Source organism: Arthrobacter sp. GW822-FHT05G07 (assembly GCF_058799755.1).
Genome location: NZ_JBXALT010000009.1, coordinates 92,044 through 115,568, shown reverse-complemented (window position 1 = coordinate 115,568; position 23,525 = coordinate 92,044). Strand labels below are relative to the sequence as shown.

The 23,525-nt window shown below is 61.9% G+C and carries 18 protein-coding genes; 11 read left to right on the top strand and 7 right to left on the bottom strand.

Annotation, left to right across the window (positions count from 1 at the left end):
* Positions 1-140: 140 nt before the first annotated feature.
* From AC1RJY_RS16330 to AC1RJY_RS16320, 3 genes are all read right to left on the bottom strand, one after another.
* Complete coding sequence (locus AC1RJY_RS16330; protein WP_014922595.1) at positions 141-2,366, bottom strand: S9 family peptidase; 2,226 nt, start codon at positions 2,364-2,366, stop codon at positions 141-143.
* Positions 2,367-2,441: 75 nt separating this feature from the next.
* On the bottom strand, positions 2,442-3,350 hold the full coding sequence (locus AC1RJY_RS16325; protein WP_014922594.1) for a GGDEF domain-containing response regulator: 909 nt from the start codon (positions 3,348-3,350) through the stop codon (positions 2,442-2,444).
* A complete protein-coding gene (locus AC1RJY_RS16320) occupies positions 3,347-6,808 on the bottom strand; it encodes a hybrid sensor histidine kinase/response regulator (RefSeq protein WP_498602730.1) in 3,462 nt (1,153 codons plus the stop codon). The genes AC1RJY_RS16325 and AC1RJY_RS16320 overlap by 4 nt, the downstream gene beginning before the upstream one ends.
* 171 nt (positions 6,809-6,979) lie before the next feature.
* Between AC1RJY_RS16320 and AC1RJY_RS16315 the strand changes: the two genes are divergently transcribed.
* From AC1RJY_RS16315 to lepB, 3 genes are all read left to right on the top strand, one after another.
* The gene (locus AC1RJY_RS16315; protein WP_498602729.1) at positions 6,980-7,468 is read left to right on the top strand and encodes a VanZ family protein; all 489 of its coding nucleotides are present in this window, start codon (positions 6,980-6,982) and stop codon (positions 7,466-7,468) included.
* A 237-nt stretch (positions 7,469-7,705) separates the two neighbouring features.
* Positions 7,706-8,347, top strand: a complete 642-nt coding sequence (locus AC1RJY_RS16310) for a hypothetical protein (RefSeq protein WP_238324368.1) — start codon at positions 7,706-7,708, stop codon at positions 8,345-8,347.
* A 13-nt stretch (positions 8,348-8,360) separates the two neighbouring features.
* A complete protein-coding gene (lepB, locus tag AC1RJY_RS16305) occupies positions 8,361-9,095 on the top strand; it encodes a signal peptidase I (protein WP_498602728.1) in 735 nt (244 codons plus the stop codon).
* A gap of 44 nt (positions 9,096-9,139) precedes the next feature.
* Here the strand turns inward: lepB and AC1RJY_RS16300 are convergent, their stop codons facing one another.
* Entirely contained in the window at positions 9,140-10,207 is a 1,068-nt protein-coding gene (locus tag AC1RJY_RS16300) for an LCP family protein (protein WP_498602727.1), read from the bottom strand.
* 501 nt (positions 10,208-10,708) lie between these two features.
* On the opposite strand from AC1RJY_RS16300, the gene AC1RJY_RS16295 reads away from it, so the two are divergent.
* Positions 10,709-11,731: a LysM peptidoglycan-binding domain-containing protein gene (locus tag AC1RJY_RS16295; RefSeq protein ID WP_498602726.1), complete on the top strand. Its 1,023-nt coding sequence runs from the start codon at positions 10,709-10,711 to the stop codon at positions 11,729-11,731.
* A gap of 10 nt (positions 11,732-11,741) precedes the next feature.
* Here the strand turns inward: AC1RJY_RS16295 and AC1RJY_RS16290 are convergent, their stop codons facing one another.
* Complete coding sequence (locus tag AC1RJY_RS16290) at positions 11,742-12,338, bottom strand: arsenate reductase/protein-tyrosine-phosphatase family protein (RefSeq protein ID WP_498602725.1); 597 nt, start codon at positions 12,336-12,338, stop codon at positions 11,742-11,744.
* Between the two features lie 189 nt (positions 12,339-12,527).
* Between AC1RJY_RS16290 and paaA the strand changes: the two genes are divergently transcribed.
* The 6 genes from paaA to AC1RJY_RS16260 are packed head-to-tail and all read left to right on the top strand — an operon-like array spanning position 12,528 to position 17,389.
* Positions 12,528-13,523 carry a 1,2-phenylacetyl-CoA epoxidase subunit PaaA gene (paaA, locus tag AC1RJY_RS16285; protein ID WP_011775851.1) on the top strand — a complete coding sequence of 332 codons (996 nt, stop codon included), beginning with the start codon at positions 12,528-12,530 and terminating at the stop codon, positions 13,521-13,523.
* Positions 13,520-13,897: a 1,2-phenylacetyl-CoA epoxidase subunit PaaB gene (gene paaB / locus AC1RJY_RS16280; RefSeq protein ID WP_011775850.1), complete on the top strand. Its 378-nt coding sequence runs from the start codon at positions 13,520-13,522 to the stop codon at positions 13,895-13,897. The genes paaA and paaB overlap by 4 nt, the downstream gene beginning before the upstream one ends.
* On the top strand, positions 13,894-14,811 hold the full coding sequence (gene paaC, locus AC1RJY_RS16275) for a 1,2-phenylacetyl-CoA epoxidase subunit PaaC (protein WP_011775849.1): 918 nt from the start codon (positions 13,894-13,896) through the stop codon (positions 14,809-14,811). Before paaB ends, paaC begins: the two co-directional genes overlap by 4 nt.
* A gap of 5 nt (positions 14,812-14,816) precedes the next feature.
* Positions 14,817-15,386, top strand: a complete 570-nt coding sequence (gene paaD, locus AC1RJY_RS16270; RefSeq protein WP_187329897.1) for a 1,2-phenylacetyl-CoA epoxidase subunit PaaD — start codon at positions 14,817-14,819, stop codon at positions 15,384-15,386.
* A gap of 8 nt (positions 15,387-15,394) precedes the next feature.
* Positions 15,395-16,600: a 1,2-phenylacetyl-CoA epoxidase subunit PaaE gene (gene paaE, locus AC1RJY_RS16265; RefSeq protein ID WP_210063402.1), complete on the top strand. Its 1,206-nt coding sequence runs from the start codon at positions 15,395-15,397 to the stop codon at positions 16,598-16,600.
* A gap of 9 nt (positions 16,601-16,609) precedes the next feature.
* Positions 16,610-17,389 carry an enoyl-CoA hydratase/isomerase family protein gene (locus tag AC1RJY_RS16260; RefSeq protein ID WP_011775846.1) on the top strand — a complete coding sequence of 260 codons (780 nt, stop codon included), beginning with the start codon at positions 16,610-16,612 and terminating at the stop codon, positions 17,387-17,389.
* Here AC1RJY_RS16260 and AC1RJY_RS16255 read toward each other — a convergent pair.
* On the bottom strand, positions 17,386-18,936 hold the full coding sequence (locus AC1RJY_RS16255) for an outer membrane protein assembly factor BamB family protein (RefSeq protein WP_498602724.1): 1,551 nt from the start codon (positions 18,934-18,936) through the stop codon (positions 17,386-17,388). The two genes, AC1RJY_RS16260 and AC1RJY_RS16255, sit on opposite strands and share 4 nt — an antisense overlap.
* 371 nt (positions 18,937-19,307) lie before the next feature.
* Positions 19,308-20,867, bottom strand: a complete 1,560-nt coding sequence (locus AC1RJY_RS16250) for a chitinase (RefSeq protein ID WP_498602723.1) — start codon at positions 20,865-20,867, stop codon at positions 19,308-19,310.
* A gap of 284 nt (positions 20,868-21,151) precedes the next feature.
* Between AC1RJY_RS16250 and AC1RJY_RS16245 the strand changes: the two genes are divergently transcribed.
* Positions 21,152-23,452: a glycosyltransferase family 2 protein gene (locus AC1RJY_RS16245; protein ID WP_011775842.1), complete on the top strand. Its 2,301-nt coding sequence runs from the start codon at positions 21,152-21,154 to the stop codon at positions 23,450-23,452.
* The last annotated feature ends 73 nt before the right edge of the window (positions 23,453-23,525 follow it).

The following is a 23,525-nucleotide window of genomic DNA, read 5'->3' as shown; positions in this document are numbered from 1 at the left end:
TCGCATAGCCCAACTAAGTCGCACAGCCCAACTAAGTCGCACAGCCCAACTAAGTCGAATAGCCCAACTGAGTCGAAGATCAGGCCGTTCTCAGGGCTGAGAACGGCCTGATCTCCTATGTAGATGCGTGCGGGTGCCTACTACTTGAGGCCGGCGCCCGGGAGCAGTTCCGTGGCGCCGACGGAATCGGCGATGAACGCGTAGTCCCATGCGCGCTCGCGCCACTGCACGTACCGGCCCGACGCACCGCCATGGCCACCGTCCATTTCGATCTTCATGACGATCGGCTCGGAACCCGTGGACGCCGAACGCAACGCCTGGACCCACTTGGCCGGCTCGACGTACAGCACACGGGTGTCGTTGAACGACGTCACGGCAGCGATCTTGGGGTAGGGCACGGCCCCCACATTCTCGTACGGAGTGTAGGACTTCATGTACGCGTAAGCCTCGGGATCTGTAATGGGGTTGCCCCATTCCTCCCATTCCAAGGCGGACAGCGGAAGCTCGGGGTCCAGGATGGTGGTCAAGGCATCCACGAACGGCACCTGCGCCACCACGGCAGCGTACTTTTCCGGGGCCATGTTGGCCACTGCGCCCATGAGCAGGCCACCCGCTGATCCACCCATGGCGGCGATGCGCGAAGGGTCAACCCAACCCGAGCCAGCCAGCCAGTCCGTGGCCGCGATGAAGTCCGTGAAAGTGTTCTTCTTAGTGAACTTCTTGCCGTCCTCGTACCATTTGCGTCCCAGTTCGCCGCCGCCGCGGATGTGGGCGATCACCATGACGATTCCGCGGTCCAGAAGGGACAATCGGGCAACGCCGAACCCTGGATCCATGCTCAGCTCGTAGGAGCCGTAGCCGTACACCAGCCCGGCGGCGGTGCCGTCCTGCTGTACCGAAGCGTGACGCAGCACCGACAACGGGACCTGGGTGCCGTCGTCGGCCGTTGCCCATTCGCGGGTGGCCACGTAATCCGAGGCGGAGTAGCCGCCCAACACGGGGCTTTCTTTGCGCAGCAGCAACTCGCCACCGGGCTGTTCTGCGGTGGGCAGGACGAAGTCGTAGACGCGCGACGGGGTGAAGTACGAGGTGTAGCCCATGCGGATTACGGGGGATTCGTAGTCGGAGCCGGATACACCCGCGGTGTAAAGCTCTTCATGGAACGCGGGCTCCACAGGCGCGCCTTGAGTCGCTGTGCCCAGACCCGCCAGCGGGAGAACCTGCACGCGCTCGATGGTGTCCTTGCGGACGGACAACACCAGGTGCGTGGACGTCACGCCAGCGCCGTTGACGCGAACGTCGTCGGAATGCTCGACGACGGTACGCCAGTGCTGCTCGGCCAGCGGCTTGCTGAGTTCAGCCGGGTCCACCAGGCTCACCATCGAATTAATGGCGTCCTTGTTGTGGGTCAGGAGCAGGGTTTCCTTGCCGTCCAGGAGGAAGGGTTCGGCCTCGTAGAGAATATGATGCTCGCGGGAAATGACGGTGTGGAGGCCGGCGTCGTAGTCTTCGAAACGGAGCAGCCGCGTCTCACTGAACTCGGAGCAGCCGATGCTGAGCACCAGATGGCGGCGGTCGGAGGAGAGGTCGAAGCCGAGCCACATGGCGACGTCGTCCTCCTGGTAAAGGACCTCATCCTCAGCCACGGGCGTGCCCAGGATATGGGACTTCACTTGGTAGGGGCGCCACGAATCATCCACCACTGTGTAGAAGAGGCGCGTACCGTCCGGGGAGAAAGCCACTCCGTAGAAAATGTCCTCGATGATGTCCGGGAGGAGTTCACCTGTGCGCAGGTCCTTGATCCGGAGGGTGAAGCGTTCGTCTCCGGAGTTGTCCACCGCGTAGGCGTACAGGTTGCCGTCGATGGTCACGGCGGCACCGCCCATGCTGAAGAACGGCTGGCCTTCTGCTTCGATATTGCCGTCCAAAAGTACTTGCTCGCCGGGAAGCTCAACGCCTGCCTCGACTGACGGGGGAGTCCAGTCCGCCACAGGATCGCCGGTGTCCCGGGCCAGGACACGGCACTGGATGCTGTACTCCTTGCCCTCCACGGAACGGCTGTAGTACCACCAGCCATCCTTGCGGGCGGGCACGGAAAGATCCGTCTCCTGGGTGCGGCCCTTGATCTCCTGGAACATCGCTTCGCGAAGCGGTTCCTGATGCGCCGTCAGTGCCTCCTGGTAGGCGTTCTCTGCCTTGAGATGGTCCACCACCTCGGAGGATTCCTTTTCCCTGAGCCACTCGTAATTGTCCACGAAGACATCGCCGTGGTGTTCGCGGCGCGTGGGAATCTGCTTGGCGACAGGAGGCTGGAGAGTGGGTGCCTTGGCAGCGGTGGTGGCAGGCACGGAAGAAGTGTGGCTCATGTGGCCACTCTATAGACGGGCTCTGACACAGAACCAGCTATTTCGCTCAGAGCGGCCGGGACCTCCGGATCAGCGTCACGACTTTGCCAAGGACACCCGGTTCCGGCCGGAGGCCTTCGCTGCGTACAGGGCGAGGTCGGCTTCACGCAGGAGTTGTTCGGTTCCGGCACGGTGACCGTCGGTAAAGGCCGAGATGCCCGCACTGATGGTCAGGACGCCGTCGGGATCGCCGGAATGCTCGATCCGCAGCTCCTGCACCGCGGTCCGAACACGCTCCATCACCGTCCGTGCGTCGGCGGCCCGTTGATCGCGCAGGAGCAACAGGAATTCTTCGCCGCCGAACCTGTAAACGCCATCAGACTTCCGCACCTCACCGGCCAGCGTTGACGCGATGGAAATCAGTGCAGCGTCGCCCGCCTGATGACCGTAGATGTCGTTGTAGCTCTTGAAGTTGTCCACATCCACCATGGCCAGGCAGTAGTCCAGATCCGGCGCGCCTCCGCCGTGCAGTGTGCCCAGGTCCTCGGCCAATTTCAGGCGGTTGTGCAGTTTTGTCAGCGGGTCCGTCCGCGCCTGTTCAGTCAACGCAGAACGGTATCGGGCGAGGTCAGCGTGCAAGGAGGTGATGCGTTGGGCGGCCAGGAGGCGGATGTGGAGGCTGAACGGATCCAAGGGTTTGGTGACGTAGTCATCAGCTCCGGCTTCCATTCCGGCCAAGACATCTTTCCGGGAACCGTGCGAGGTCACCAGGATCACGTAGGTATAGCGATCTTCCTCGGCCGCCCGGATGGCGCGGCAAAGATCCAACCCGTTGAGGCCGGGCATCATCAGGTCGGTCACCACAGCTTCAGGGCTGTGTTCCTTATAGAGCTGCCACGCAGAGTCGCCGTCAACGGCCACGATGCACTCGTGGCCGGACTGCTCCACGGCGGCCTTGGTAATCATTCGGGAGATCTGGTCATCGTCGGCGATGAGGATTTTCATGGTGTTCCCTTTAAGTCTGCTCCGGTGAGGGTGCGTTCGAGTGCCTGGTTCACATGCGTGAGTTCAGTGTCCAAGTGGCCCAGCAACAGCGCTCCATCGGCTCCCAGTTGCGGTCCTGCATCGCGTCCGAGCCGTTCCAGATCCTTGCAAAGGCCGGCAGCTCCAACCGCTCCTATGTTGGCTGCCGCGCCCGCGAGCTTGTGCGCTGCCACCTCCACAGCTGCGGCTTGACCGGTTGCCAGGGCAGCGCGCAACGTCTCCAAGGCACTTTGGGTATCCTGCCGGAAAGCCCTGATGGCCTCGGGCAAGAGACCAAAACCGTCGGCGGGTCCCAGCTCCCGCAGGATCTGCAGCCGTTCCTCGTCAAGAACAACAACGTTCGACGCCGGTGCTTCCGCCGGCTGTTGTGCGACGGCCGCCGAAGCTGCGGCGTCCAACCAGCCACCCGCCGTCGACGTTTGCTCTTGTTGCGGTACCCACCGGGCGAGGACTTCAGCGAGTTTGGCCAGATCCACGGGCTTGCTGATGTAGTCGTCCATGCCCGCAGCGAAGCAGCGCTCGCGGTCCTCATCCAGGGCGCCGGCCGTCATGGCGATGATGGGAATCCTGGCGGAGTGACCGTTGCGGGCACGGATGGCCTTGGTTGCGTCGAAGCCGTCCATGACGGGCATGTGGCAGTCCATGAGCACCGCCGCGTACGTGCCGGATAGTGCGACGGAAACGGCCTGCTCGCCGTCGTCCACAATGTGCACTTCGTAGCCGAGACGGTTCGCCATGCCACGGGCCACTAGCTGGTTGACTTCGTTGTCCTCCGCTACCAGCAGCTTCCCGAGCCGCGGCACAGGATCGGCTGTTTCAACGGGGTGATTAATCGCCGGCGCTGAAGGTGCGCCGGTGGTCTTTGTGGCCAGCACGCGCAGGAGACGGTTGTAGAGCTCGGAGCTGCGCACGGGTTTGGTGAGGTATTCGCGGATTCCCGCCGAGGTAAGGTCGCTCCTTTCCACCTGCATGGTGGAGGTCAACAGGATGATCCCCGGCCCGCCGGAACCGTTGCTCTCGTTCTTGATGTTGCGGGCAAGTTGAAGCCCGTCCGTGTCGGGCATGCACATGTCCACAACGGCGATGTCGTACGGGTGGCTCGACGAAGCCGCAGCCCGGTATTCGTCCAGTGCGGAGGCAGCGTCGGCAACCGAGACGGGGACCATGCCCCAGCTGGCCAGTTGGGTATCGAGCACCAGGCGATTGGTTGCGTTGTCGTCCACTACCAAAACCCGGCGTCCGGCCAACGTGGCAGGCAAGGATTCCGTTTCAGTGGCGGCCGGGCCAAGAGGCAGTTCAAGATCAAACCAGAAGCGGCTGCCCACTCCAGGCTCACTGTCCAGGCCGATCCTGCCACCCATGACTTCCGTGAGGCGCCGTGAGATGGCCAGGCCCAGTCCCGTTCCTCCGTAGCGGCGTGTGGTGGAGGCGTCCGCTTGGGCGAAGGATTCGAAGAGCCTCTGATGGTTTTCGGCGCTGATGCCAATGCCGGTGTCCCTTACCTCGAAGCGCAGGGATGCCTTGTTCGGGTCGTGGGCAAGATTTGGGTCGTGGGCAAGAACGGAGACCTGGACTTCCACTTCACCGTCGGGAGTGAACTTGACCGCGTTGGAGGACAGGTTGAGCAGGATCTGCCGGATGCGCCCGGCGTCGCCCATCAGGCGAGCCGGAACGTCCGGGTGGCAGTAGGAAATGAGTTCCAGGTCCTTGCCCTGGGCAGCTTCCACAACCAGTCCTGCTACTTCTTCCACCAGCTCCCGGGGGTCGAAGGCGTTGATGTCCAGGTCCACTTTGCCGGCCTCAAGTTTGGAGAAGTCAAGGATGTCGTTGATCAGTGTCAGCAGGACCTCGCCCGCACCCTTCACTCCTTGCGCGTACTGCCTCTGGCCTTCGCTGAGGGGCGTGTCCATCATGAGCGAGGTCAGGCCGATCACGGCGTTGAGTGGAGTCCGGATCTCGTGGCTCATGGTGGCCAGGAACTCGGACTTGAGGCGGCTGGCCTCCAAAGCTGCTTCGCGGGCTGCGAGGAGTTCCTTCTCGGCGGCTTTGCGTTCGGTGATGTCTCGGGAGATGGTGGCGACGCCGCGGATGCCGGATTCGCCCCGGACGGGCGAGAGCGTCACGGACACGGGGATAACCTTGCCGTCGCCGCGTTGCCGCTGGCTTTCGTAGTTCTGCACGTGGCCGCTTTGGGCGGTGCTTTCCAACGCCCGGCGTTCGTTCTCCACCAAGTCCCGCGGAACGAAGAAGTCTCCCTGCCGGCCGATTGCTTCAGAAGCGGGGTAGCCGAAGATGCGCTCGGCGCCGGGGTTCCAGCTGGTGATCACGCCGTCGGGGGTTTCGCCGATGATGGCGTCGCCGGAGGAATTCACGATTGCCCCCAAACCCTCAAGCTCGGCGGTGCGTTGGGCCACCTTTGATTCGAGTTCGCGGGTCAGCGTCACATTTTCGACGACGATCAGCACCTGCCGCACGATCACGAAGACAATCACCACCAGCCCGGTGACCAGCAGGGTGCGGTCCTCCCCGATGGGACGGCTGCGCGAGAAGAACACGGCACTGAACACGGGCAGATAGGGAAGCAGCTCGAGGGCTGCGGCGTAGACCCGCCCGTCTTTTTGCGGGGTGCCTGATTCCGGGAGCAACGGACTGAGCCCCACCAACAGAAAGGCGAGCACCCACCCCAGCGCCAAAGGGGATCCCGTGACACCGGAGATGCCTTGGAGCGTGAAGCTCATATACGCCAGGTCTGTAATGGCGAGGACCCAGAAGCCAATTCCCAGGGTCAGCCAAGGAAGCCTGCGGCCCCGGGCTGCGCGCATGGTCAGGACGATCACCACGGAGACCATGAAGACGTCTGCGATGGGGTAAGCCATTTGCGTGGCCTGGGCAAAAGCGTCCTGGCCCGTGGCTCCGGCCAAGGGGCCCAGCACGGAGCTCCACGCAATGAAGAACGTGGAGCTAGCCACCACTCCCGCGTCCAGGATGGTGCGGCGCAGTGGAATGCGCCGCCCCTGGCCCCTTAACAGCAGCACCAGTCCGATGGACGTGGGCAGGGCGTACCAAACAAAGCCGATATCTGCGAAGGAGGGGAACGGGTACTGGTGGTTCAGGGTGATGCCATTGATGGTCCAGACCGTTTGCCCGGCGCTCCAGATGGCCAAGCCCGCAACGATGAACCAGCGGCCCGGGTTGTTGTCCTGGCGCTTCCGGGCAGCGAGGGTATGGGTGGTCAGCGCGGTGAGTGCAGCGAGAAGGATGGCCAGGTCGCCGGCCAGTTGCGCCGTCGTCGTGCCCGCTCCGCTTGCCAGACCGTACGCAAGCAGCACCAAACAGACGCCAACCGGCACCAGGAACAGCGGTAATTTCTGCTGCAACGACGAGCGCAAAGGAAGAACTCCGTGCTTCACTCCTGCCACTGAACCCCCGCCTTCAAAAGTGGCCCCACCAAAGCGAACAACGCGTCTATCCTGCGCTGAGGAGAGCATACGCCGAAAAAGCCCGGGTGAGCAGCAGATCAAGCAGTTTTAGCCCATGCCGCTTGGGGCGCCGGGCCGGAGTCCGGTTCGCTTCTATAGTTGCTGTTGTTCATGATTGCCCCGGCGCTGCCCTTGGATGGAAGCGCGGACGCATACCTGTGGCGTCCCAGGCGCCAGGAAAGGCCAGCGGTGCTTGACCGGAAGTACTCCACGTGGTGGCTCAAAGCGTTGTTCATCGCCTACCTCGTTTCGTTGGCCTTCGTTGTCTTTTTGCCCGCGCGTGAAGCAAGTACTGTCACAGGTTTCGTGGGGGTTATTGCCGGCTGGCTTTCGTTTCTGGGTCTCCCGCCGGATGCGGCCGGCATTGGAGTGGAGTTCGTCGCGAACATCGTCTTGTTCGTCCCGTTCGGGGCGTTCGTCCGTCTCTTGAGGCCTGTGCTGTGGAGTTGGTGGACGTTGGCCCTTCTCGCGGCTGCTTCCTCGGGGACTATTGAGGTTCTCCAATTGGCGATACCTGGCCGGGTGACCGCCCTGTCCGATGTCATCGCGAACACACTCGGGGCCCTGGCGGGCCTGGCAGTAGCGAAGAAGCTGGCGTAGCCCCCGGCGGTTGGTTGCCGGGAGGTGCTTCCCGGATCGCCTTTTCGAACTACGTCTGGAGAACGAATGTGAGCGTAGCCCTTCTGACTACGTCACCTGTTGCACTGCGTCCTGGGTGCCGTAACGTCGGCTCACTATGAGTATCCACCCGTGGGTGGTGTCTATTCCTCAAGGGCGGGAATTCGGAAGGCGCTGCGTTCCAACCGCTGGATTTCATTCCGAGCTGAAAGAAGAGCAATGAGCCACGAAGTTACCGTTTCCAAGTCGCATTCCCGCCGCACTGTAGTTAAAGGCGCTGCTTGGTCCATGCCGGTAATCGCTGCCGCAGTCGCCGCCCCTGCGGCCGTGGCTTCAGTGAGCACCTTGAGTCTTGCCTTCACGGCTTCGTCCACCTCGCTGCTCAGCCTCAGACTGCTGGACGGCACTAGCTTGCTCCAGGCCCAGTCACTCGTCACCGTTCCCACCATGCTTACTTTCACCAACGGTCCAGGTGCGGTGACGGAGGACGCTCTTGTGACGGTGTCCGTTGCCCGCCCTGCGGGCATCAGCATCCCCGTCGGCCGGGCTCGCGGCTTTGGCGTGTATTCCTTCGACGGGACAGCCACCACCGCCAGCCAGCGCACCACGGTGTACCAGACCGCACCGTTGGTGGGACAGTTCGGCTTCCCGTCCACCACGTGGACCAATAGTGTGCCCGTCACCGTCGCGAGCAACGGCACGCTGAATCTCCCGATTGTTTTCGGATTGGCGGGCACCAGTACGGGCGTGTCAGTCAGTCTGCTAGCTTCTTTCGCTGTCACAGTGACCGTGGTTATTGGCGGCCGCACCCTTGTAGCTACCAGCAGCATCTCCGTTCCTGTCGGTGCGGGCATCCTCTAAACGTTCTTCGCAAATGAGTTCCGAGTCAGCGAAAGGCGTCAGTCGCCGTCGGCTGCTTCGCTCACCATGGCTTCAGGTCGTGCTTGCGTTGATGGTTGTGTCCTTGGTCCAAGGTTTTGTTGTGAAGGTTTACTCCGTACCTTCAGGGTCCATGGAGCAGACACTCAATGTAGGGGACCGGGTGCTTGTGAACCGTACTGCCTACATCGGCTCCGCACCCGAGCGGGGTGAAGTTGTTGTCTTCAGCAAGCCAGCCGGATGGGGTGCTGCGCCCCAACGCGGTGCCCTGCGCACAGGCGTCGGCTGGTTTGGTGAGCTGACGGGGATCGGTCCCGCCAACACGGAGTACCTGGTCAAACGGGTGGTGGGGTTGCCGGGCGACACCGTGGAATGCTGCGATGTTGGCGGCCAAGTAACAGTCAATGGTGCGGCTGTTGCGGAACCATATATCTTCCAAGACCTCGGGTTCATCCGCGATGAGCTGGACTGTTCGACGGCGGCCAGGTCACCGCGATGCTTCGGTCCGATCGTTCTGGGTGAGGATCAGTACCTTTTCCTAGGCGACCACCGCTCCAATTCCGAGGATTCTGTCTCCGCATGCCGGAACGTGGGAGCGCCAGCCGGTTGCGTCAAGACAGCAAGCCGGGCGGACATCATTGGAAGGGTTGACGGTTTCCTGTTTCCGTTCACTAAGTGGGGAAGCGCCGACACCCTAAGCGCCAACACCCTCAGCGGCGCTGCTCATTAGCCGTCGCTGCTCAGTAGCCGCTGCCGCTCAGTAGCCGCTGCCGCTCAGAACCCTTTGTCGAGCGCGTGGGCCGTGATGTACGCATCCACTTGATCTTTGGCGAGTGCCGCTGTGACATCGGCGATCGCGGTGGTGTCAGCCAGGACGATCGACTGCCCGTCCGGCGATGTTCCCGTGCCAAGGGTCGGAAGGGTGAACATCACAGTGTCTTGCGCCCGGACGTCCTTCATGGACAAGGCAAGACTGCCGATTGCCGCGGCATCGAAGTCCTTGTCCACGCTGACGAACGGGGACACAGCGGAGACCATATTGCTGATGGTGACCGGGTTGGTCAGGGTTTCACGGGCAATGACCTTGCCGATGATGGCCTTGAGGTATGCCTGTTGGTTGCGAACGCGCTGGTAGTCGCCGTCGCTGAACGCTTTGCGCTCGCGGACAAAGGCGAGGGCTTCATCACCGTTGAGGGTCTGCTTGCCGGCGTCGTAGACTTGCCCTGCCTTGGGTCCTGAGCTTGGTGCGAACGGAATCCTGACGTCCACCTCAACCCCGCCAAGGGCATCGGTAAGACCCTTGAAGCCTTGGAAATCGATCATTGCTACGTGGTCGATGCGCTGCTGAAGGAGCGACTCGACCGTCTGAACCATCAGCGGGACGCCACCGTACGCAAGGGCGGCGTTGATTTTTGATTCTCCCACTCCGGGGATATCTATCCACAGGTCCCGCATCAGGGATATCGCGTAGGTCTTTTTCCTGTCGGCGGGAACGTGCACCAACATCAGGGTGTCCGCACGCTGATCTGTGGCCGTGTTGGCCTCCACATCCGCTTCTGATGAACCACGCGAGTCGCTGCCCAGGACAAGAATGTTCATTGCCGTGTTGCCTTCGGCCTTCTGGGGCCGGGTGGATTCTTCCGGGAAGGCATTGTGGATCTTGGTAGAGCCGGAGTTGAAGCTTTGCATCAGATTAAAGACATAAGAGCCCGCAACAAGGCCAAGCAAAAGAACTGCAGCTGCAAAACCAAGGAGCACATTCCGGGCGGTCTTCTTACCCTTCTTTGTGCGGTGTGATCCGTATTCCGCGGAGGGGTTTTGGGCATGGTTGGAGAGTGTCATGAATTCCTTGGTTGTTGCAGCCGCAGCGAGGGCTTGGGTTGGGCTCAACGTACTGTGACGGAGCCGGGGCAAGCCGATCGCTGATCCGTTTGGCCCATGCCCGAGGATCAGCTTTTCCCGCGAGTGCGACGGCGGCCTGCCGCCTCCGCGCCCGTCTTTAGTGCCGCCGTCGTACTGTCCGTGAACGTAACCACGCGCCGCGGCACCCAGCCCGCACCAAAAGCAAGTAGTCCATTTCTTGGAAACTGCGTAATACCCAAGTAACCGTTAAGGCCAAAAGCAGGAAAGTCGAGTAGTTCCTACTCGTGCGGCGGGCATGGCCCTTTCCTACTATTGAAATTCCTAGGGTTATTGCAATTCCGTTCCTCCGGCTCAGCGGTGGACCGCACCCCCCATCTATTTGTGGGTGGTGCTCCTCCCAATACGTTGCTGCGCTTCTCTCACGCGGGCCCACTGGGCCTGTCACGCGCGGTCCAGAGCCATGGAGTCCCGGGGTTTCCCATGAACATGAATGACTTAGATCTTCAGACGTCCCTGTCAACCAAGAGCAATGGCGATGTTCGGCGGCCGCAGTCCAGTAAATCCAAGCTGTTGATTGCCGGCGCAGTGCTCGCGATATTAGCGCTGATCCCGCTGTTTTTTGGCGTCGTCAACTGGGCGACGCAGCCTGCGGGTGAGCAAACTGTTTCAAATGAACAGGTGCCATTTACAAAAGACGACAATGCTAAAGCACCTGCGGCTTTGCCAGTCCAAGATGCCGAAGCGGAGGTAGCGCCGGAAGTACAAGCAGCTCCGGCGGCTGAAGTGCCAGCAGCTCCCGCTGCCGAAGCACCCGCCCCAGCTCCCGAACCAGCCGCACCAGCTCCCGCTCCTGTCGAGGCCGCCCCTGCTGCCCCGGCTGGTGACCCCAATCTCTACACGGTGGTATCCGGGGACACTGTTGGTGCCATAGCGTCGCGCTTCGGCGTGGATGTCACTGCGATGTTGGCTGCCAATGGCCTTAGCGCCTACTCGGTGATCGTGCCGGGACAGGTTTTGAAGCTCACCGGACCGCCCATTGCGGTGATCGCACCGGCGCCGGCTCCCGCAGCTCCCGCCGCCCAAGCTGCACCTGTTGTCCAAGCACCGGCCGCGGCCGCTCCCGCTGCTGCCGCCCCGGCTCCGGCACCCGCACCAGCACCCGCTCCCGCACCTGCTGTCAGGACCATCTACGTAGCAGGAGCCGGCGGACAATCAATGGTGGATGCCTGCATCGGGCCTATTCATTACACGCCAACCAACGCCTACGCCACGTTCATCACGGAGCATGATTTCTGCGGAGGTTGGGGACGGTTCTCCGGAATCGGCGTCGGCGAGACAGTTTCCATCCCGGGCTACGGAACCTTCACTGCCACCGGCAGGGGCCAGGTACCCAACCCGGGAAGCACCAACGATGTGGCAGCAGTCTTCGGTGGGTTCCCCGCAGTTGTCCTGCAGACCTGCATTCCGGGCACCAGCCAGATGCTGGTGATTGCCCTCAACTAGTGATGACCAATTAGGCCGGCGCCGTCAGGCGCGCGAACCGGAGGATGCCTAGGATGGCCGGGGCCAGCTCATCCTCCATCTGGTGGTAGACCTCTTCCGCTCGTCGGTAGGGGTCTACCACGTCGTTGTCTGCAGGATCGGGTGGCAACGCGAGGTGGCGGACCGAGGCCGCCCTGCTGGGAAGTGCACGCCAGAATTCCGTGATGTCGCTGGCCTGGGCAGTATCTCCGCGGTTCTCCAGCACAGCCAGCATCCGGGCAAATTCCCGGACGGTGAAGGTGCGCTTCAACAGGGACGCATCCAGCTGGAGAACTTCGCCGCGGTGCTTGGACGTCATGGCCAGCACCAGATCGGTTTCTTTGAGGATCCTGGGGGTCAGTTGCCTGGCGGCAAAACCGTCGGGGCTGCCGTGGAACGTGCTGATGATTTGGGCTGAGAGCGGCTGGATTGGCTCACCCACCATGGCCCGCGTTCCGGCGCTGCGGACCTCGAATGCTCCGGGGCTGACCTGGTTGAGCCCGGTCTGCAGCAGTCGTTCGGCCACGGGGGAGCGGCAGATGTTCCCGGTGCAGACGGTGAGAATCCTGAAGGGCTGGGGCGATTCCACGTAAGGCTCTTTTCTAGCGTTGGCTGGGGACAGCTGAGGTCCCACCCCAAGTTAACACGGCGGGCAGCGCGGATCTTGTCAACAACGCGGAGCCGCGGAATCAAGTCCAAACCCGGGAACGAACGCTTGACTGAAATCACCCGCTCCGCATATTCTGAACGAACGGTCGGTAATTTATTAGGAGCAACCATGGCATCGCAGAATCTGCAGTCAGTGCCCGCTGAGCTGTCCCCGGAAGAGCAGGAGCGGGAGGCAGCCGGACAGGCGTATTTTGATCGCATTATTTCGGAGGACTCGCGCATCGAACCGCGCGACTGGATGCCGGCGGCTTACCGCAAGACTTTGCTGCGCCAGATCTCGCAGCACGCACACTCGGAAATCATCGGCATGCAGCCGGAAGCCAACTGGATCACCAGGGCACCGAGCCTGAAGCGCAAGTCCATCCTCATGGCCAAGGTCCAGGACGAGGCCGGTCACGGCCTGTACCTCTACTCGGCCGCCGAAACCCTGGGCCAGTCCCGGGACCAGATGATGGAAGACCTGATCGCCGGCAAGGCCCGGTACTCGTCCATCTTCAACTACCCCACCATTTCCTGGGCGGACATGGGGGCTATCGGTTGGCTTGTGGATGGTGCCGCCATCTGCAACCAGGTGCCCCTGTGCCGTGCCTCGTATGGTCCTTATGGGCGCGCAATGGTGCGCATCTGCAAGGAAGAATCGTTCCACCAGCGCCAGGGTTTCGAGATCCTGCTGGAACTCGCCAACGGTACTCCTGCGCAGAAGCAGATGGCCCAGGACGCAGTAAACCGCTGGTACGCGCCGTCCCTGATGATGTTCGGTCCGCCGGATGACGATTCACCGAACTCCAAGCAATCCATGGCCTGGAACATTAAGCGCTTCAGCAATGACGAGCTGCGCAGCCGGTTCGTCGGCATGATGGTGGAGCAGGTCCGGGTCCTCGGCCTGACCCTGCCTGACAAGGACATCCGTTTCAACGAAGAAACCAAGAAGTGGGAGCACGGACCCTTGGACTGGAACGAGTTCAAGGAAGTCCTGGCCGGCCGCGGTCCCTGCAACTCGCAGCGCGTCGAGCGCCGCCGTGAGGCACACGAAAACGGTGCCTGGGTTCGCGAAGCCGCAGTGGCGTACGCCCGCAAGCAAGCACAGAAGGAACACGCAGCATGAGCCCCCACGGCAACCCGGAAGCACCGGCCAGCGCCGCCAGCGAAATCAACCGCGAAGCCCCCAAGGTTGCGGCCACCACTGAAGAGCACCAGGAATCCCCATGGTCCCTCTGGGAGGTTTTTGTGCGCTCCAGCCGCGGCCTGTCCCACGTGCATGCAGGTTCCTTGCACGCTCCGGATGCGGCCATGGCCCTCCGGAACGCCCGGGACCTGTACACCCGTCGCAATGAAGGCGTCTCCATTTGGGTTGTCCCGGCGGAGGCGATTTCCTCCAGCGATCCCGACTCCAAGGGTTCCTTCTTCGAGTCCCCGCAGGGCAAGGATTACCGCCACGCAACGTACTACACCAAGAGCGAAGGCGTGAAGCACCTGTGAGCACTAAAGATACTGACTTCGCCATCGAAGGCCACGGCGACATTTCCGTTGGCGTCCAGGGAGCCGGTGCTTCCGGCGACGGTTCGGCAAGCGCCACGCGCATCACGCCGGGCAACGCATTGCGCCCTGAGGATATCGCGCTGGAAATCAGCCGCGGACAGGTCAAGCCCAGCGAAGATGTTGCAGAGTTCGCGCTGCGCATCGGCGACGACGGCCTGATCCTCGCCCAGCGCCTGGGCCACTGGATTTCCCGTGCTCCCGAGCTCGAGGAAGACATCGCCCTCGGCAACATCGCGCTGGACCAGTTGGGCCACGCAAGGTCTTTCCTGACCTATGCCGGTGCTGCTTGGGGCAAGTCCGAGGACGACCTCGCGTACTTCCGCCGCGAGCACGAGTTCCGTTCCGCACACCTGTTTGAGCAGCCCAACGGCGACTTCGCGGTGACCATCGCCCGGCAGTTCATCGTGAGCTTCTACCAGTTCGAGCTCTACACCAAGCTCATGGAGTCCACGGACGCCACCCTTGCAGCCATCTCCGCGAAGGCCGTGAAGGAAGTGGATTACCACCGAGACCACAGCGCGCAGTGGGTGCTTCGCCTGGCCGGCGGCACGGACGAGTCCCGCGCACGAATCATCCAAGGCTTCAAGCTCGTATGGCCGTATGTGGACGAACTCTTCGAGGACGACGAGCTCACCACGCGCCTGGCCGAGGCCGGTGTCGCGGTTCAGCCCTCCAGCCTCCGCGCCGAATTCGATCGCCTTACCGGTGAGATCATGGCTGAGGCCGAGCTGGAAATCCCCGGCGTCCCGCAGTCGCTGGGCGGCGGCCGCAAGGGCAAGCATTCCGAGTTCCTGGGCTACATCCTTGCTGAAATGCAGGTCCTGGCCCGCGAGCATCCCGGCGCGAGCTGGTGATCAGCATGACTACCCTGTCAGGGACGCAGTCAAAGACCGCTGAGCAGCGGGCCTGGGACATCGCCTCCACGGTCTGCGATCCGGAGATCCCCGTCCTCACCATCGAGGACTTGGGGATCCTCCGCGGCGTGCGCGTCGTTGACTCGCCTGAGGCGGCCACCACTGGAAACCAGCACGACGGCGGTGCCTCACGTACCGCCGTCGAGGTCACCATCACGCCCACGTACTCGGGCTGCCCCGCGATGGACGCCATCGGTGACGACCTGCGGACAGCCTTCCAAAAGGAGGGCTACGCGAGCGTTCACGTGAACCTGGTTTTGTCGCCGGCGTGGACCACTGACTGGATGACCGAGTCCGGCAAGGCCAAGCTGGAGGAATACGGGATCGCTCCGCCCAGCGGCATGGCTGCCGCAGGTGGCCACTCCGGTCCTGTCCGCCTGAGCCTGGCCGTGAAATGCCCGCAGTGTTCGTCGTTGAACACCAAGGAACTCACCCGCTTTGGTTCCACGTCCTGCAAGGCGTTGTTCGTCTGCCAGGACTGCAAGGAACCGTTCGACTACTTCAAAGTCCTCTAAGGAATTCCATGACCACCGAAACCCAGACGGCCAGCCGCCGTCGTGCGTCTTTCCACAACCTGACCGTCTCGGAAGTCCGGCGCCTTACTGACGATGCCATTGAGGTCACGTTCGGGGTTCCCGCCGAGCTGGCGGGGCAGTACGACTACCTGCCCGGCCAGTACGTTGCATTGCGCACCACGCTGCCGGATGAGAGCGGCGAGCCGCACGAGGTCCGCCGCAGTTACTCGATTTGCGCAGAGCCGCGCAGCTTCGAGGACGGCAGCAGCGAAATTCGCGTGGCCATCAAGAAGGACCTGGGCGGCGTTTTCTCTACGTGGGCTAACGCCGAACTCAAGGCCGGCGACGTCCTGGACGTCATGAGCCCGCAGGGTGCGTTCATTTCGAGGCACGGCAAGGACGGCGCCTCGGTCCAGCACAACGTCATGAACTCCATGAACCACCCGGAGGAGCTGGCCGGGGAGCCTGGCAGCTTCGTGGCCATTGCCGCCGGTTCGGGCATCACGCCGGTGATCGCGATCGCGCGGACGCTCCTGGCAGCCAACCCGGAAACCACGTTCGACCTCGTTTACGCCAACAAAGCTGCCATGGATGTCATGTTCCTGGAGGAGCTGGCGGACCTGAAGGACAAGTACCCGTCGCGCCTGGCGCTGCATCACGTGTTGTCCCGCGAGCAGCGCATCGCACCGCTGATGACCGGCCGCATCGATTCCGAGAAGCTGCAGACGCTTCTTAGCAGCGCCATCCGTGCCGAGGACGTGGACGAGTGGTTCCTATGCGGGCCGTTCGAACTGGTCCAACTGTGCCGTGACACCCTCGCCTCCCGCGGCGTGGAGCCCGAGCACGTGCGCTTCGAATTGTTCACCACTGGCCGCCCGGACCGCCCCGAGGGCAACGCCGGCCGCCCGGTTGTGGAGGACGAGTCGCAGGACACGTACAAGATCACCTTCAAGCTCGATGGCCTGACCGGCGATGTCGCCAGCCCCACGCACGCCCGCGAATCCATCCTCAACGCCGCGCTGCGTGTCCGCCCCGACGTTCCGTTCGCGTGCGCCGGCGGTGTCTGCGGCACCTGCCGCGCCAAGCTGATCACCGGTACGGTGACCATGGATGAGAACTACGCCCTTGAACAGGACGAGCTGGACAAGGGCTACGTCCTCACCTGCCAGTCCCACCCCACCAGCGAAGAAGTTACCGTCGACTTCGACGTCTAAGGAGTCCCCATGATCGAGCTCTCCATTGCCAACGGTATTGCCGAAATCGTCCTCAACTACCCGGACAAGCTGAACTCGCTCAACGAGGACGCGCTTGCCCAACTGGACAAAGCGTACGACGACGCTGCTGCCGCCGCCTCACGCGGTGAGGTGCGGGCGCTGCTGCTTCGCGGAGAGGGCCGCGCCTTCTGTGCCGGCCGCGACATCTCAGGAGTGACACCGGAGACCGACGACGCCCAGGCGTACCTCGGCGGACTCGTGGAGCCACTGCTGAAGAAGATGGCCGCGTTCCCGGCGCCGACGTTTGCCGCTGCTCACGGTGCTTGCCTGGGGGTGGGGCTGGGACTGCTGCTCGCCACGGACGTTGTGTACGTGGCGGACAACGCCAAGTTCGGCTCACCCTTTGCAAAGCTCGGTGCCACGCTGGACTCGGGCGGGCATTGGTACTTCACGGAGCGCCTGGGCATGCACCGCACACTGGATCTGATCTACACCGCGGACCTTATCTCCGGCGCGGAAGCCGTGGAGCAGGGGATGTTCAGCCGCGCGATGCCGGCAGATTCATTGCTGCCCGTGACCCGGGAGATCGTGCAACGAGTTGCTCTTGGGGCTACATCGGCGTTCAACGCGTCGAAGGAACTCGTGGCCCACATCCGTGACCAGCGCCTGGGCCTCTGGGCTTCCATGGCGGAGGAGAACACGGAGCAGGCACGGCTGTGCAAGACCGACGACTACGCCGAAGGCTTCCGGGCGTTCCAAGAGAAGCGGGCGCCCGTTTTCAAGGGCTAGACGAATTCCTTGAGGAGCTTGTATCCGGCCACTTTTCCTTTCAAGGAGATGACCGCCATGTCACTGTCCACAGTGCTCACGTCGGTCAGGGCACCATAGGTCAGTGATGGAGCAGGGCTGCCGCTCTTGAGGCACGGAAAGGCTGTGCGCGAGCCGGCTGCGATCCCACCACCCGGCTGATCCTTATTGGGGCCATTAAGCGGCATGGTGTACGTGGTTTCCTCCCAGCAGACAAAACCGTCTTGGAAGCTTGCCCCACGGAATTTCCCGGTGCGGGTGTCCACCAGGGTTGAGTCCGCGTAGTGGCCCGTAATCACGAAGTCGCCATGGCTTGCTGACGGTATGAGGCCGGTGGTTTCCCAACTGTGTACCTCCACCGGCTTGGATTCCCATGCGGCCTTGCCGGTGAGGGGATCGTACCCCACCACTTTCGAGTGGCTGCCCCGGTATGTGCCGGCGGGAAATTCGATGTGACCGTCTACGTACTCGCACCGGACGGGATATCCATCCCCGCCGCCCAGTTTGGAAGCGGCAGTGCCCAGGGTTTTGGCGCACTCAAGCTGCGTGCCCTCAGCCGTCCACAAAACCCGCCCGCTGGAAGCCCGGAGTCCAACGGTTTTGGTAGTTTCACGCAGGTTCAGCGAGAAGCTTTGTTCCGTAAATTTGTCGGGAGAGAAGTTCGTAGGGTTGATGCCAACGGAGCCAACATAAAGATCCAGTTTTTCGGAGTAGTTGAAGTGCCAGCCCATGTCGGTGGTGGCGCCCTTCCCAAAAACGGTTTCTATCTCTACTTCCCACAGGACCTCGCCGAAAGAGACGTGGGCAAGCGTTTCAATGCCGTCAGCCACCACCGAGTACAGTTGCTTGCCGACGGGCCGAAAATTGCCGGGAAGCGGATTAATCTCGGCACCGGCCAGGTCCTCACCGGATTCAAGGTCCACCCAATGTTCTACAGACTGGGAGGTCTCGTCGTAGGCGATAAAGCACATTTCCTGGAGGTCGTCGCAGGCAAAGGGGCGCGTGCTGACCAGTTCTTCCCTTCCGCGGTAAAGTTCCTTGCCGGTTCGCAGGTCGAAGGCCACGGGGGAAGTCCACCACCCGACGCCGCCATCATCCGCGGGGGGAGCTGCTGCCTGCAGGAAGATCGCCGCGCTCCTTCCTCCGGCGGTTCTGGTGACAGCAGGTTCAAGGGGAACGCCGACTGCTTCGAGTCCCGGGTGAACAGGCTGGGTCCACAACTGTTTGCCATCCGCAACTGAGAACGCATGGGCATTCACACCGGTTGCAGTCTTCGCGTAAACCAGGGCGACGCCGTCGGCCACCACAGGCTGACCGATGGGATCGAGCGCAACTTCCCATGCCGCCGTCGCGGTTTCTGTATTTCGCGCTGCTGGAGCCGTGCTTGCAGGTGGCGTAGTTGCAATGGGTGCCGGCGGAAAAGGAATCATGGTGCACGCTGACAGCAATACCGCGGCACCGACGGCCGTGACCCCGAATCCCACTGACTTCAGTCGGCCAAAGAGCCGCGCGGATCGGGATCGATTCATGGTTCCCCCAGGAACATCAATGGTTCAGCACCTGCAGGGCGTAGTTCCAAACCTGAAAAGGCCATCAAGTGGTGGCTCAGAAAGAGAATACAGCTCCACTACCCGCCGGAAAGAGCCACGGCCTAAACTTAAACACACGTATGTAACGCGTCGTCTCGCGGGGCAGCGTGCTTCGAACGGAGAATGCCATGCTCCAGGCGATCATGTGCAAATTGAACCTCCACCACCGCTGGCACGTGGAATCCGCGGAGGATGGCAGCGGCCGGTACAGGCGCTGCACACGCTGCGGTAAGTACGACCGGGACTGGGACGGCAGCGGCTTCATGCATTGAGCACGGGCGAGGCCCGCCTGGACCCCGCCCATGTTCGCGTTACTGCCCGCCAGCCAGCACCTTTGTCAGTTCCTCGTTGGAGAGTTTCATCCACGCCGAATCTGTGGAGCCCTGCAACGCGGCTTCCGGGCTCTGAGTTTGAACCCACCACTTGGCCTCGAAGACGTGCTGGTCCAGCATTACCCGGTCGCCCTTGTTGTAGACGGTGCTGGATGACCACGCCGGGTACGTTCCGGCTGGAACTGTGATTTGAGGCTTGGGCCGGTCGCCGGGCAGGACGGGGCCGATCAGCTTCCATGGTGCCGCGGCCCGGTCCGGGATGGGGTCGTTGGGCACATCATCCTTGGTCCACCACTTGGCCTCGTAGACGTTCCCCTGCCAAACGATCCTGTCCGCTTGAACGTACGTGGCCACGGGAGACCAGACCGGGTAAGGGCTGGTGGCGGGGTCGTCCACTACGGCAGTGGCAGTGGTTGTGCCTGTCGGCAGCACCGGGCTGGGGGAGGCAGTTGCTTTGGAGTCAATGTCTGCGCCCAGCACGTCGGAGAAACGTGCGGCACCCTGCGGCACACCGCTGCAAGCGTCGGACACCACGGTCAGGGTGGGATAGTTGGGCCCGCATTCGGCATCCCGGTTCAAGGACCACATGGACATCCGCCCGATGCCTTTGCTCTGTGCGAAGTCGTGCAAACCTTGGGCGTCGGACAGAGTGAACACGTCAGCCACGATGTCGTTTTGGCCGATCATGGGGGTCAGGCCAATCTTGCGCCATAGGGTCTGCGCACCAAGGTTCTGCTGGGCTGCCGAGTAAACGTCACCCAACTGGGCGTGGGTTGCTTCGGCTGCCGCTATTGAGGCTTGCAGCATGGACTGTCCTGGCACTCGGCTTTCGCCGTAGTCCATGGTCATGATGTTCACACCGGCCAGTTCCACTCCGCCGGACAGCATCTGCTCGACGGCGGCTGTCCCGTCCGCGGTCAGCCCCGACGGAGCCACGGGTAACGTCAGCCACACGGATAGGCTCTTGCCCTCGGCCTGCCTGTCCTTCTGTACTGCAGTGATGGCTTTGGCTTGCCGTGCGATGGCTGCCTTGTCCGTCAGAGCCGTGCCCTCAATGTCCAGGTCAATGGTGTTGAGGTCGTATCGGTCAACCACGGTTGAGTAGGCCTGCTGGAGCCGGCCGTCGTCGGTGCATGCAGTGGCGAGTTCCTGGTTGGATAGCCCACCGAAGGAGACGGCGATATCGCCGCCGGTTTGGCGGAGCCGGGCGATACGCCGGTCCAAATCAAGGTCCGAGGCCGCTGCGTCCAGGCTGTAGAAGGTGCCCCAGGACGGCGTGCATCCATCCTTCGCGTCCGCCACGATGAACGATAAAACCACTGATTTTGTGTTGTCGCTGACCGGTTGCTCGAATGCGTAACGCGGTGTTGCCGTCACATCAACGTATCCCGCGAAGGACGAGGGTGACGCTGCCGCGGCACGGGTATCGGTGTAGTTACGCCAGGAAACGACGCCGGCCCCTACAACTGCCGCTATGACGGCCAGCAGCACGGAGAGCCGAATCCAGGACAGCTTTCGTCCAGGAAAGTGTTTCGACATGGTTCCCCCAAGATTGAGACCTGAATTTACAGCGAGCAGACGCCAAGCCATTGGATGAGGCCAAGAATCGTTCCATCAATTTCCGTAGACCACACCGGAATCGTAAGGCTGCTGTTATCGATTACTATAAGGGCAATCGGCGATGCTTTTGTTACAGAAGTCGGACGTTCAACCGGCTATCGAGCCGGAAGTCGCGGTTCACAGTCTGATGGGGAATTATGACGGACCAGTTGGTTGATTTATCCGATGTTGCGCGGGATTCCAAGGAGCTTCCCGCTGAGCGTATGGAAAACGCGGGGCGAAAGCGGCAATGGGGGTCGGAGCGGCGGTCTGAGCCGTTGGCCATTGTTCACCCAACCCCCACTTCACGAAAGATCGTGCTCGGCAGGCTTGCCATACTTGTGACGGTGGGGGCTTGGCTTTATTACGTGGTCTCCACCATCATCAGGCAGTTTGTTAATAATCCGAACCCGGGTTTCCGATTCGGATTTGAGTCGATCTCTTACCTGATTGTTGTCACGTTCCTGACGTTCTCTGCACTGATGTATCTCATGGCACGGCAAGGGGCACTGTACCGGTTCAAGGAACACCGCAGGGTACCTCGTGGGGAACTCGATAATCACTTCGCCAACTACAAAGAGGCAGTAACGGTATTGGTGCCGTCCTACGCCGAAGAACCCCAGGTGGTCAGGGGAACGCTGTGGTCAGCCGCCCTTCAGGAGTTCCCGGATCTGCGCGTGGTGTTGCTGCTGGACGATCCGCCACACCCTACCGAGCCGGAAAAGATTCACCGCCTTGAACAGACCCGGGCGCTGGCGGGTCAGATCTCAGCTGCGTTGTCGGCTCCGGCAGCACGCGCCAACGAGGCCCTTGCTACCTTCCGGGAGAGACACGCTTCGCCCCTTGCTGTGCATGCACCGGGTGCGGACAAAGCCGATGAACTCCAACTCCTGATCACGGAGTATGAGGCAGCAGTGGAGTGGCTGGAGGCGATGGCTGAGGCCGAAAACGTGGAAGACCATGTGGACGAGTTCTTCGTGGACTTGGTGATCATGGGATTGGCGCGTGAACTTCGCTTGGTGTTGTTGGCGCTGGAAGCCGCAAAGGCTCAAAACACGGCCCCCAACCCGGAGCGGATGGAACAGCTCTATCTGAGGCTCACGTGGATTTTCAACGTTCGAACTGAAACTTTTGAGCGTAAGCGGTACGCGAGCCTTTCCCACGAGGCCAACAAAGCCATGAACCTCAACGCTTACATTTCGCTGATGGGCAAGCGGTGGAGGCGGGAAGAAACCGCTGGAAGTGTGGTTCTTCGTCCGTCCTTGGTTCCGCGTGATGACGATCTGCTGGTCCCGGACAGTACCTATTTGCTGACTTTGGACGCCGATTCCCTCTTGCTGCGGGACTATTGCCTGCGGTTGGTTTATTTCCTGGAATCTGCAGGTAACGAGCGCGTGGCCGTGACCCAAACGCCCTATTCTTCGTTCCGTGGTGCTCCGACCCGTATTGAGAGGATCGCCGGTGCCACCACGGACATTCAGCACATTCTTCATCAAGGCATGACATTCTACGGAGCCACGTTCTGGGTGGGCGCCAATGCGATTATCCGCAAATGCGCCCTGGAGGACATCGTTGAAGTTGAGACGGTGGGCGGATTCGAAATTCGCACCTATATCCAGGACCGAACGGTCATCGAGGACACCGAATCCAGCATTGACCTCGGCACCCACGGATGGACCCTGGTCAATTATCCGGAGCGTTTGAGTTACAGCGCCACACCACCCGACTTCGGTTCACTGGTGGTGCAGCGTCGACGCTGGGCAAACGGCGGTCTGCTGATCCTGCCCAAGCTCTGGAACCAACTCTCGCAGCGGCGAAGTCAACGGCAGCGGATACTCTTCCGCGAGGTTCTCCTGCGTGTGAACTACATGGCGTCAATTACTTGGGCCAGCTTCGGGCTGCTCTTCCTGCTGGCATACCCCTATGACAGTAGGCTCCTTAGCCCCGCAGTCTTCATTGCAGCACTGCCGTACTTCCTGTGCATGGGCTCCGACCTTCGCGACTGCGGGCACCGCTTCAGCGACATCTTCCGCATTTACGGCTTTAACCTCATCCTGCTGCCGGTCAACCTCGCCGGCGTTTTGAAGTCGCTCCAGCAGGGCCTCACAGGCGACAAGATTCCCTTTGTCCGAACCCCCAAGGTCAAGGATCGGACAGCTGCCCCCGCCATCTACGTCCTGATTCCCTACGCCATCGTCGCGTTCTCTGTGCTGACGGTTTGGAGAGACGCCCAGCAGGGCAATTGGGGCAACGTCGCCTTCGCCTCACTGAATGCGGTGTTGGCCATGATGTGCATCCAGGCGTACATCGGCCTGTGGAACTCCGTGGTGGATGTTGTTTTGGGGGCGGTCAACTGGCTTTATGTCGCACCCAAGCCCAAGCCCAAGGCGAAACCTGAGTCGTTGGTGGTTCCCAAGACTGCCGAAGAAGTGGATTGGGAATCCATCCTCTACCACGGCGACCGCAGGCTGAACCGGGACCTTCGCGGCGGCACCGACCGCCGTCGTCGAATTTCACTGCGTTGACCTAAAACACTGCGCTGACTATAAAAACAGGGCCCTCCGCCATTATGACGGAGGGCCCTGTTTCTGCTCTAAG

Excerpts from the sequence above, each read along its gene's own strand:
- paaB (WP_011775850.1), top strand. The coding sequence starts at position 13,520 with ATGAGCCCCCACGGCAACCCGGAAGCACCGGCCAGCGCCGCCAGCGAA.
- paaD (WP_187329897.1), top strand. The coding sequence starts at position 14,817 with ATGACTACCCTGTCAGGGACGCAGTCAAAGACCGCTGAGCAGCGGGCC.
- AC1RJY_RS16300 (WP_498602727.1), bottom strand. The coding sequence starts at position 10,207 with ATGACACTCTCCAACCATGCCCAAAACCCCTCCGCGGAATACGGATCA.
- AC1RJY_RS16295 (WP_498602726.1), top strand. The coding sequence starts at position 10,709 with ATGAACATGAATGACTTAGATCTTCAGACGTCCCTGTCAACCAAGAGC.
- lepB (WP_498602728.1), top strand. The coding sequence starts at position 8,361 with ATGAGTTCCGAGTCAGCGAAAGGCGTCAGTCGCCGTCGGCTGCTTCGC.
- AC1RJY_RS16245 (WP_011775842.1), top strand. The coding sequence starts at position 21,152 with ATGGAAAACGCGGGGCGAAAGCGGCAATGGGGGTCGGAGCGGCGGTCT.
- AC1RJY_RS16315 (WP_498602729.1), top strand. The coding sequence starts at position 6,980 with ATGATTGCCCCGGCGCTGCCCTTGGATGGAAGCGCGGACGCATACCTG.
- AC1RJY_RS16310 (WP_238324368.1), top strand. The coding sequence starts at position 7,706 with ATGAGCCACGAAGTTACCGTTTCCAAGTCGCATTCCCGCCGCACTGTA.
- paaE (WP_210063402.1), top strand. The coding sequence starts at position 15,395 with ATGACCACCGAAACCCAGACGGCCAGCCGCCGTCGTGCGTCTTTCCAC.
- AC1RJY_RS16250 (WP_498602723.1), bottom strand. The coding sequence starts at position 20,867 with ATGTCGAAACACTTTCCTGGACGAAAGCTGTCCTGGATTCGGCTCTCC.
- paaA (WP_011775851.1), top strand. The coding sequence starts at position 12,528 with ATGGCATCGCAGAATCTGCAGTCAGTGCCCGCTGAGCTGTCCCCGGAA.
- AC1RJY_RS16330 (WP_014922595.1), bottom strand. The coding sequence starts at position 2,366 with ATGAGCCACACTTCTTCCGTGCCTGCCACCACCGCTGCCAAGGCACCC.
- AC1RJY_RS16260 (WP_011775846.1), top strand. The coding sequence starts at position 16,610 with ATGATCGAGCTCTCCATTGCCAACGGTATTGCCGAAATCGTCCTCAAC.
- AC1RJY_RS16255 (WP_498602724.1), bottom strand. The coding sequence starts at position 18,936 with ATGAATCGATCCCGATCCGCGCGGCTCTTTGGCCGACTGAAGTCAGTG.
- AC1RJY_RS16325 (WP_014922594.1), bottom strand. The coding sequence starts at position 3,350 with ATGAAAATCCTCATCGCCGACGATGACCAGATCTCCCGAATGATTACC.